Consider the following 10,984-nt stretch of genomic DNA (forward strand, 5'->3'; position numbering starts at 1 on the left):
GAATAAATATAAAAAAGGACGCTGAGGCGTCCTTTTTTATGGCTTCAAATTTTGCTGCTCAGTAAAGATGAGTTGAATTTTCCACCTCTCCCTAACCCTCTCCTGAGAGGAGAGGGAATTTTGAGCTTAATGTGCTTCGTCCCAATTATTGCCTTTGCCCACTTCTACAATCAGTGGAACGGAAATTTTTAAGACAGATTGCATCACTTCAGTCAGTTTTGCGGCAAGTTCATCGGCAATGGATTCTTCCACTTCAAAGACCAATTCATCGTGTACTTGGAGCAGCATTTTGGCTTGATCTTTCGGTAGAATTTTATCGACAGCAATCATTGCAAGTTTAATGATATCCGCTGCTGAGCCTTGTAATGGCGCATTAATTGCTGCACGTTCAGCACCTTGTTTGACCATTTTGTTGCTCGCCATAATGTCTGGTGTATACAGACGACGACCTAAAATAGTTTCAACAAAACCTTGTTCACGTGCGACTTGGCGGGTGCGTTCCATATATTCCAAAACACCTGGATAGCGCTGAAAATATTTACCAATATAGCTACGTGATTCTTCACGGCTAAAACCAAGCTGACGTGTTAAGCCAAATTCAGACATACCATAGAGTAGACCGAAGTTCACGGCTTTGGCTTGACGACGTTGATTGCTGGTCACTTCATCAAGTGGAATGCCTAATACTTCAGCCGCGGTACGTTTATGTACATCTTGCCCATGGTTGAACGCATCTACCAATGCATGGTCTTGTGAGAAATGCGCCATTAAACGCAGTTCAATTTGCGAATAATCGGCAGCCAGTAATATACGACCTTCAGGGGCAATAAAAGCTTTACGGATTTGACGGCCAATATCTTCACGCACAGGAATGTTCTGTAAGTTTGGATCGGTAGATGATAAACGACCTGTTGCAGTTAAAGCTTGGTGATAGCTGGTATGCACGCGATGCGTATCATTATTTACTTGTTTCAACAAACCATCGGTATAAGTACTTTTCAGCTTTGATAAACCGCGATATTCCAAAATCAAATCTGTAATTGGATGATCAATTTTTTCTAAGACACTTTCACTGGTACTGTATTGACCGGTAGAAGTTTTCTTGCCGCCTTTTAAGCCCAATTTATCAAACAGGATTTCGCCCACTTGTTTAGGCGAGCTGACATTAAAACTTTGTCCAGCAATATCAACAATTTCTGATTCAAGATTTTGAATAGTATTGGCGAATTCCACGCCCAATTGGTCAAGGAAATCCATGTCCAATTCAATCCCATTTTCTTCCATTGATGTGAGTACACGTGCAACGGGCATTTCAATATTATGTAAAATATTGATTAGTTCAGGATGAGCTTGTAATTTTTTATCCAAAACTTCATACAAACGGTAAGTCACATGCGCATCTTCAGCAGCATAGTGTGCAGCAGTTTCCAGTTCAATTTGGTTAAAGGTTTTTTGCTTCGCACCTTTACCAGCCACTTGTTCAAAAGTTGTGGTCAAATGACTGAGATATAAACGTGCGACATCATCCATACCATGACGTGTTGCTACAGAGTTCAATACATAAGACGCCAACATGGTATCGAAATACCAACCTGCCAAATGAATGCCATGATTTTCTAATACGTGTGCATCATATTTAAGATGGTGACCAATTTTTTTAACGCTGTCATCTTCGAGTAAAGGCTTGATCTGATTTAAAATCGTGTCGCGATCTAGTTGTTGTGGTGCACCTTCATAGTCATGCGCAAGCGGTACGTAATAGGCATCATGTGCATCGATTGCCACAGAGAAACCTACAATTTTCGCTACGCGATAATCAAGACTCGTGGTTTCTGTATCAAAGGCAAAACGTTTTTCAGTGCTCAGGCGTTTGAATAAAATATCCCAATCTTCTTGGTTGAGGACTGTATGATAGCGTGCTTCACCGAGTTGATCATCGACACTGGTTTTATCTGCCTGATCTTCAACTTCAGGTGCATTCGCTACAGTCGCTGTCGAGCTGATGGCTTTAGCGGCTTGTTTATAGGTCGCGCCATTCGGATTGTTGGGGTGATCAAGTGATTGCAGTTGATTACGGAATTCCAGTTCAGTATATAAATCACGTAGTGCCGCAATATTTGGATCAGCTAGTTTCAGATCTTCGTATTTCAAGCCCATATCTAGATCGCAAACAATGCTTGCAAGTTGATGATCGAGCGCAATGCCGTCAGCATGTTCTTTAATGTTTTGACCGACTTTACCTTTAATTTTGTCAACATTTTCTAAAATGCCACCAATTGAGCCGTATTCTGTTAATAGTTTCGCCGCAGTTTTTGCACCGACACCCGGCACACCCATAATGCCGTCAGAGGCGTCGCCCATTAGGGTTAAGTAGTCAATGATTTGATTTGGCCATACACCAAATTTATCAAAAACACCTTGTACATCCATCGGTTTGTCTTTGAAGCTATCTTCAAGTGTGACTCGTTCAGTGACCAACTGCGCCATGTCTTTGTCACCAGTCGAAATCAAGACTTGATGGCCCGCCGCTTCAGCGCGCTTGGCTAATGTACCGATAATGTCATCGGCTTCGGCGCCCGGTAGCATGTGCAGGGGAATGCCCAGTGCACGAATTAAAGCGTGAAGATATGGAATTTGTTGTGATAATTCTTCCGGCATCGCAGGACGGTCACCTTTATAGATCGGTGACAGTTCGTGACGAAAAGTCGGTTCAGGCGTATCGAAAATAACTGCCATATGCGTCGGTTGTATACGACGCATTAATTTTTGGATGGCAGAAATGGCACCACGGATTGCATTGGTGTGTAAACCGGTTGAAGTGGTTAATGGTGGCAGTGCATGGTACGCACGAAATAAAAAGTATGAGCCATCGACCAAGACAAATGGTGGCATTGATAATTTCCTAATCCTGAAAACACTCTCATTGTACGTGATTTTTTGCCTGTACGCTGAGTCAAGATTGTATATGCAACTTACCGAATAACTGATGAATATGTTCGGAGCATCTGTCAGGCTCATGTATCATCAAAGGATTCAGGATCATGACGAAAGCAGGTATGCTGAAACAGAATAATGAAATAAAAATGATTTGGTTGCTGTTGCTCATTATGGTAGGGATTGCAGCGTGGTTTTTTGATGTTCGCTTGTTGAGCTACATCTGTGGTGCGGGCTTTATGCTCAGTGTGATGAATTATATCGATGACTTGCAACATGGTGCAGAAACGATTGGCGCAAAATTGCAGCCCATTAAGACAACGTCTAAAATTCCGCTCTATATTGCTTCGATCATTACAGTGGTTGGTTTGCTGCTTGAGCTGAGTTATCTGGTCGCTTTAGGCATTAGTTTGTGGGTGTATTTCTTTTTACGTTGGTTGAAACGCTTAGAACGGCAACTGAATGCTTTACAACATCGTGTAACTCAGCTTGTTGATACTCAAATTAAATCTCAAACACTTAACCCAACATCAAATCAGCTGGATTTGAATTCGGAAACTTTAAATCCCGCAGCTTTCAATGATTCTGAAATAACAAATACAACACAGTCGGTGGTAATACCATCTGACAGTGCCGCCAAGCATCAAAATCAACAGATCAATAACTCCAAGCAGGCATCAACATCCACAGCAGCGCCTAATCTTTCTACACAAATTCAACAGTGGTTATTTCAGGGTAATCCTGTTTTAAAAGTTGCCGTTGTTGTCTTGATTATTGGTGTAGTGCTTTTATTACGTTTTGCCACTGAACATTGGCAATTAAGTTTAGCTATCAAATTATTGATTGTCAGTGCCGTCAGTGCTGTGGTGGTCGTCCTTGGCTATTGGATGCAGCCGAAAAACCGCAGTTTCGCTTTGGCCTTGGAAGGGGTAGGACTGGCAGCACTATTTCTGACGCTATTTTTTGCTTACTACAATTTGGTCATAGCGAGCTTTAGCCTTGTCAGTGGAGCCTTCATTGCGATTATGCTGCTGACGATTTGGCTGAGTTTGAAGCAGCAGTCAGTGGAATTAGCCATTATGGCAATGTTGATTGCCTACATTGCTCCATTTACTTTGCCGGTACATGATGCCACTGCGACGGAGTTGATTGTTTATTATCTGGCGATCAATATCGCAGTTGCGGTATTGAGTAGCTTAAGACCGTGGAAATATTTAAATCAAATCGCTTTTTTAATGACGGCATTGATTGGTGGGAGTTATGCCTTTTACCACGGCTATAACACTGAACGAAATACCCTAAGCGTGTTGGTAGTAGCTCATGCGGCAATCTTTATTTGGTTAGGGTTCCGTTTTAGTCAATTGCAAAGTCAGGAAGAGACGTCTTTTAAATATCAACCTGCATTAGATATTGCCTTAATTTTTGCTGCACCAGTTGTCGCATATTTGGCTTTGTATTTGATGTATTTTGAAGAAACAACATGGCAAGCAGGTTTGAGCTTATTGTTTGCTGCGGTCTTTGCGGCTTTATATATATGGAGTAAACGGAGTCAAACCGTTCAGGTGATTGCGCAAAGTTATCTCAGCCTCACTTTAATTTTCTTAGCACTGATACCACCGATTTTATTGCCTGAGCAATGGAGTGTAGTGGGGTGGGCCGTGGAAGGCGCACTGATCTTTATTTTTGCCCTGTACCGCCAGTCGACGATTAGTCGCTATCTCGGCATGGCACTTTTGGTCATGGCAGGCTGCTCAAGTTTATATTATGTGATTGAGCTACAACGTTTCCCAACTGAAATCTATTGGGGCATCTGTCTCAGTTATTTGGCTGCGATTATCGTAACGCATGCAGTGCCATCTTTTCATCGGCAGCTTTCTAGTTCAAGTATTGCATTTCAATGTTTACAAATGCTTTCAGCAACGGTAATGCTGATGGTGTTGTTACTGGATGCTTTGCATAGCTCGTATCAACTTGCGATTTGCTTGTTGTTTGTGGCACTGATTTATACCTTGATGAATGAGTTCTTGCTGTTTCGTCAAGCGGGATGGAGTTGGTCTCTCATCAAATGGACGGGGTTGATTCCAGTTTATGCGATGGCATTTTATCAAGTGGTTTCAGTCAGTCAGCAAGGACAATTGCTTTGGCATTCGGTGTCAGAGCAAGTTTATTTTGCATTGGCGGGGCTGTTATTGACTGTGCTTTGGCTGCGCCCGCTTTTAGGCGTGCGTGAAGAAAAAGAGTGGGTGAGCTTAGGTGTTTTAACCAGTTTGGCTTGGACGAGTTTGACGCTTCTTTCAACGATGCCATACATCAGTGTCGTGATTTTACCGCTACTCTTTTGTGCATGGTGTTATTGGCAAGCCAAAGAACATGTCTGGAAAATGTTTTGGCAGGCTCGCAGTAGCTTGCTTTTAAGTTTGGCTTGGATTATTTGTTCACAACTCTATAGTCAGCAAGCCTTTATGGGCTATGTATTACCAATCTTCAATCCCTTTGATGTGATCAGTTTAATGCTATTAGCGGCATTTTTATGGATGCTGAATCAACAACTTAAGGCTGGGTTAGATCGAAGTTGGGCGGCGATACTCAGTGTATTGGGATTATTGTGGTTAAGTAGCTACGTGATGTTACGTGCGCTGCATATATATTTGGATACCCCGTATAACAGCTTGGATATTTGGACAGATGCCACGGTGCAGCTGAGTTTTACTGTACTTTGGGTCAGTTTGGCGCTTATTAGTATGCGTTTTGCCAGTCAGCGTCTATTGAGACCAGTTTGGTTATTGGGTGGCAGCATTTTGGTTTTAGTGACTTTAAAATTAGTCTTACTCGATTTGTCGCATGTCGGCACCTTAATGCGCGTGATTTCTTTTATGGCGGCAGGCTTTGCCATGCTATTGATCGCATATATTGCACCGATGCCGAATGATAATACTCAGATATCAAGTCAGTCTGTCAAAAAATAATATCTGAATTTAAAAAAGCCCTAATGGTATAAGCATTAGGGCTTTTTTATTTGGTCGATATGGCCAAGCTTAAAGATAAAAATGTTGGTTACTTTAAATTTGGCTCACGTTTAATGTCTTGTGCATTGGAATATTGATCGATATCAGCATCAACTGCTTGCGTCGAAAGAGGATGATCGACAAAGCCCATTTTAGGGACTGGGATTTCAATCTTATTGTCGACAAATGCATTACGAATTCGTTCCTGCATTTCATCACGTACTTGTAAAAAGTTTTCGCGTTTACACCAAATCGCAAATAATAGTTCAATTGATGATTCGCGAAAGGCTGTTACAGTGACTGCGGGTTTTGGATCGGCCAATACTAAAGGGTATTTATTGACGGCATCTAAAAGCACTTCACGTACTTTAATAATGTCTTCATGGAAATTAATCGCGAGAGTAATCGGAATTCGTCGAATTGGAAACTTCGACAAATTGTGTACTGGGGCTCGTATTAACTGTTCATTCGGTAGACGCACATAAACATTATCTTGCGTTAATAATTTGACGGAAAGAAGATCAATGGAAATCACTTCACCTTCAATGGTATGGCCGCGAATTAAGGTCAGTTGAATGGTATCGCCAACTTCAAATGAGCCTTCGCCAATCAAGAACATCCCGCTGATGAGGTTGGATGCTGATGTCTGCGAGGCAAAACCCAATGCCACGGTTAAAATACCCGCTGCGCCTAAAAATACGCTGAGTTTAAAGCCAGCCTCTTTTAAACTGGCCATAACAAAAATTAAGAAAATAAAATAAAAAATACCACGACGCCAGACCAATTGTTGGTGTGCGTTGAAACGCATGCCGACAGTGCGAATAAAGGTATTAGAAATAAACCGTGCAATTAAAAAACCAATAACTGCCAGTAATACAGCAACTAATAGTTCAGTTAAACGATCGGTGTTTAAATTACTCACCATTCCTTTAAGGCTGCTGGTGATCTCTTTTGAAATACTTAAATCTGCCATATCACGCCCTTAGAAGAATGAATCAAACATATTAAAGAGTACATTTGCAGACTCTCGAGGTGGGTGTAGATAAATCACATCACCCGCTTGTGGCGGTGTACGCGTTTCAATTTTCACTCGAGGCGGTTTGTCATGACTTTCATGGACGACACGAATTTGCGATGTCCATAAGCGTCCAGTACTTTCACTATAAAATAAGGGTAAAGCAGGTACGGGTACGTTCATGCGGTCAAAGCGAATTTGTTGATTACTGGTGTTATGAAACTCAATAGGGGTTACTGCACGAAATGCACGAGGCTTTAATTGTTTTAATTCAGTACGACCATCAACAGCAGTAGCATAGCAAACTTCACCCATACGATGATTTGGGCCAAACCAAGTGTCTTTGGGTAAAATTACCGGTAGATCAAATAACGGTTCTTTTAAGTGGTCAACGAAGCCTGCAATCCAAAGTGGTGTACTTATATACAAGGTTCCACGTTGACCGGCAGGGATATATATAGGATCAACAGGTTTGATCACCACAGAACGGTCGGCCAAACGCGGCATGATCTGAATTTTGTCATGGGTTTGACGGAACATATAACGTTCCATCTTCACTGGTTGTGGAAAGCCGAATTCAGGATCGTGGATTTGGTGCCACTGTTGTTCATAATCAAACTGAAATGTTGGACGATGGTATTCCATGCGCCACTCTTGCATACCACGGGTTAAACGAAACAGCAAAGAACCAAATTGCCAACTTTGTGGATGATTAAGTTCAAAGTGATATTCACCCCACCATTTAATTTTTGGATTACTTTTTTCAGTGATTTCGTTCTCTAATGGCAATGTTCATTTCCCTTAAATTGATAAATCCTAAAAACAGACTTCACGCTGTCAGATGCTTAGAGTACACTCAAAACAACTTTTTTCATCATTATAATGCGTGATGCAAGTACTTAAACAATTACAAATACCATATAGTTTTGCCAAGCGGCATGGCGTTTTGCTTCGATATGAGGGTGATCAGGCATTTATTGTACGTCGTCAGAGTACACCGTTATTGGCCTTACAAGAAGCACGTCGATATTTAGGCCATCCAGCACAGCATCAATTGGCAACTGAACAAGAATTTAACCAATTGTTAAGCGCAAGTTTTGCAGGTGATACGGGTGAATCGCAACAAGTTGCAGCTGGCCTGGAAGATCATCCCGATTTACTCAGTCTAGCCGATTCTGTTCCAGAAGCAGAAGATTTGATGGATCAAGAGGACGATGCTCCGATTGTTCGTTTGATCAATGCTTTGCTCTCTGAAGCCATTCGTGTCGGTGCATCCGATATTCATATTGAGTCGTTTGAGAAAAAACTTTCAGTACGCTTACGTGTCGATGGTCAATTACGTGAAATTGTACAGCCGCGTCGTGAACTTGCACCTTTATTGGTGTCTCGTATTAAAGTCATGGCTAAACTGGATATCGCAGAAAAGCGTATTCCTCAGGATGGTCGTATTTCATTACGTCTTGCTGGGCGCGAAGTTGATGTACGTGTTTCGACATTACCATCATCTTACGGTGAGCGTGTCGTGATGCGTTTATTGGATAAACAAGCGGGTCGATTGAACATGACTCACTTGGGATTGATGCAACATGACTATGACCGATTAAAGCAATTGGTTCATCGTCCACACGGTATTATTTTGGTCACTGGGCCGACAGGTTCAGGTAAAACCACCACTTTGTATGCGGCACTGTCTGATCTCAATGATGGTTCAAAAAATATATTAACTGCAGAAGATCCTATTGAATATCAACTTGAAGGGATTGGTCAGACCCAAGTCAATACCAAAGTGGATATGACCTTTGCTCGTGCCTTAAAAGCTATGTTGCGTCAGGACCCAGATGTGGTGATGGTTGGTGAGATTCGAGATTTAGAAACAGCGGAAATTGCAGTTCAGGCATCACTCACAGGCCATTTGGTGCTTTCAACCCTACATACCAATACAGCCATTGGTGCGGTGACACGCTTAAAAGATATGGGTATTGAACCGTTCTTACTCTCAAGCTCATTGATTGGCGTGGTGGCGCAGCGTTTAGTACGTACGCTGTGTAGCCATTGTGCCACTTGGCATGATGCGGATGAATTTGAACAATCATTATTTGCCAATATTGAACATGCCGAACAGGTTCAAGTGCCGCAGCCCAAAGGCTGTGAACATTGTTCACACACTGGATTTATGGGGCGTACAGCAATTTATGAAATTGTACCGATTGATGAGCACACGCGTCGTTTAATTCATAGTAATGCGGCAGAATTTGAATTGGAAAATCATGTACGTGCCAATGCAGGCTCTATTCGAGATGATGGTTTACGTAAAGTGCTTGCAGGTAAGACCACGATTGAAGAAGTGCTACGTGTAACGAATGAAGCTGCTGAATAAAAGTTTCTAAAAAAAAGTGTGATAAAAAGCCTCGAAATAATAAAAATATTTCGAGGCTTTTTTAATGATTAGTTTATTTTTTCGAACTGAATAACTGCATTAGATTCTTTGTCCGTCAGGGGGAGATGTGTTGGATCAGTTAGTTTTAATTCAATTTGCTGACTATCTTTATACTTTAAGACCTCATGATCATATTCAGCGATGCCTGAAGCAGCACTTGATGTGCGTTCAGTATTGTTTTTATTGAGCCAAAATTCATCTTTAATTTGATAGTCTTCGCCTTGTTTTGAAATCGTTAATTTACGCAGACTTTCCGTTTCAGGGACTTGTTTCCATTCTCCTGAAAAATCCGGAGCAGGTGTTTGGCTACATGCTGTAAATACAAGAAAGATGGTAAATATCGAAAAGATTTTTTTTCATTTTAAACCCTGTAATTAATGAACTTTTTATCATGATTGATTTATATTGACTCAATATAACGTTTTTATAAATTATAAAAATGCTTTATCAGTTAGTTTCTTAGTGTTTGATCTTAAAAAAACAGCCCACTTTCGCGGGCTGTTTAGAACATTAGCGTTACCATAAACTGATAATTTTTTTCATCAGTTCAGCACGAATTGGGGCGGTGGGGTTACCTGCATTTCGACGGGTTTCATTTTCATAAAACTTTTGCCAAGCCTGTAACATGTCTAAAGTTACACCTTGAGTTTTATATTTTTCTACATCTGCTTTAGTGACATTGGCTAAGCGAGCTGCTGCACCATCTGGGCCTGTACCCCAACCAATTATGCCTTGACCATATGCAGGTAATGAGATGTTGCCTGGCGTTGGAGGGAGCGGTAGTCGTTGAATGTCAGGATTAACCAGTGATTTGATTTCAGGACGTACTTTTTCCGAAATTTTTAATTCAGCGAAAGTTAAAGACGAAGCACTTAATAGTAGTGCACTGAGTAGGAGTGATTTAAACATATAAAGATGTACTTAAATATTAATAAGAATCATTCTTATATTAGCAAGCTAGTGTGTATTTTGAAATGTTTCCGTAAAAATTACTGATAGTGACATGTTAAATTTTCACTGAAATAATGAGATGTAATAGATAAGAATATTGTCAGCATGTTTAAATTTAGAGTCTAAAAACATACTGACATTGGATAAGGTTGTTCGAAGCTGTGCTGGTATTAGATTTAAGTCACAATATCTAAGGTCACATTAATATTGTTTCGGGTGGCATTCGAATAGGGACAGACAATGTGTGCTGCATCAACTAATTTTTTAGCTTCTGCTGCATCCATGCCTTCAAGGTGAATATGTAGTGTGACTTCAATACCAAAACCTGTAGGAATTGGTCCAATACCGACTTCACCTTCGACGAAAGCATCTGCAGGAATGGCAATTTTATCTCGATTAGAAACAAACTTCATTGCGCCTAAGAAGCAGGCTGAATAACCCGCTGCAAATAATTGTTCTGGATTACTGCCATTGCCTGTGCCGCCCATGACTTTTGGCACAGCTAAAGGAATATCGGTGGTGTTTCAAAAAGTATGCTGGCATTAAACGAATCCATTATTGATATAAAAGAACACTAAATCAAAGGCTTTGAAATGATTTTCAAGCTTTTTGGAGAAGTTGCAGCTTCTCCTAAAGCCTCGC

The 10,984-nt window shown here is 41.1% G+C and carries 6 protein-coding genes and 2 pseudogenes; 2 read left to right on the forward strand and 6 right to left on the reverse strand.

Annotation, left to right across the window (positions count from 1 at the left end; translation table 11 throughout):
* Nucleotides 1–126: 126 nt before the first annotated feature.
* On the reverse strand, nt 127–2,892 hold the full coding sequence (polA, locus tag FTT84_RS11005; RefSeq protein ID WP_180058193.1) for a DNA polymerase I: 2,766 nt from the start codon (nt 2,890–2,892) through the stop codon (nt 127–129).
* A 281-nt stretch (nt 2,893–3,173) separates the two neighbouring features.
* On the opposite strand from polA, the gene FTT84_RS11010 reads away from it, so the two are divergent.
* Entirely contained in the window at nt 3,174–5,900 is a 2,727-nt protein-coding gene (locus FTT84_RS11010) for a DUF2339 domain-containing protein (RefSeq protein WP_373685014.1), read from the forward strand.
* A gap of 88 nt (nt 5,901–5,988) precedes the next feature.
* Here the strand turns inward: FTT84_RS11010 and FTT84_RS11015 are convergent, their stop codons facing one another.
* Complete coding sequence (locus tag FTT84_RS11015; protein WP_067763438.1) at nt 5,989–6,912, reverse strand: mechanosensitive ion channel family protein; 924 nt, start codon at nt 6,910–6,912, stop codon at nt 5,989–5,991.
* Nucleotides 6,913–6,921: 9 nt separating this feature from the next.
* Nucleotides 6,922–7,743 (reverse strand): hypothetical protein, encoded by an 822-nt coding sequence (locus tag FTT84_RS11020; RefSeq protein WP_180058192.1) that lies wholly within the window; start codon nt 7,741–7,743, stop codon nt 6,922–6,924.
* Nucleotides 7,744–7,843: 100 nt separating this feature from the next.
* Here FTT84_RS11020 and gspE point away from each other — a divergent pair, with 100 nt between their 5' ends.
* Entirely contained in the window at nt 7,844–9,331 is a 1,488-nt protein-coding gene (gene gspE, locus FTT84_RS11025; protein WP_180058191.1) for a type II secretion system ATPase GspE, read from the forward strand.
* 576 nt (nt 9,332–9,907) lie between these two features.
* Here the strand turns inward: gspE and FTT84_RS11030 are convergent.
* The 3 genes and pseudogenes from FTT84_RS11030 to FTT84_RS11040 all read right to left on the reverse strand — a co-directional run.
* A complete protein-coding gene (locus tag FTT84_RS11030; RefSeq protein WP_180058190.1) occupies nt 9,908–10,300 on the reverse strand; it encodes a DUF4951 domain-containing protein in 393 nt (130 codons plus the stop codon).
* A 218-nt stretch (nt 10,301–10,518) separates the two neighbouring features.
* A pseudogene (locus FTT84_RS11035) lies at nt 10,519–10,857 on the reverse strand (organic hydroperoxide resistance protein); the annotation flags it as partial.
* Between the two features lie 27 nt (nt 10,858–10,884).
* A pseudogene (locus FTT84_RS11040) lies at nt 10,885–10,984 on the reverse strand (IS1 family transposase); the annotation flags it as partial.

It is taken from the genome of Acinetobacter sp. YH01019 (assembly GCF_013420285.1).
In the GTDB taxonomy this organism is placed as follows: Bacteria; Pseudomonadota; Gammaproteobacteria; order Pseudomonadales; family Moraxellaceae; genus Acinetobacter; species Acinetobacter gandensis.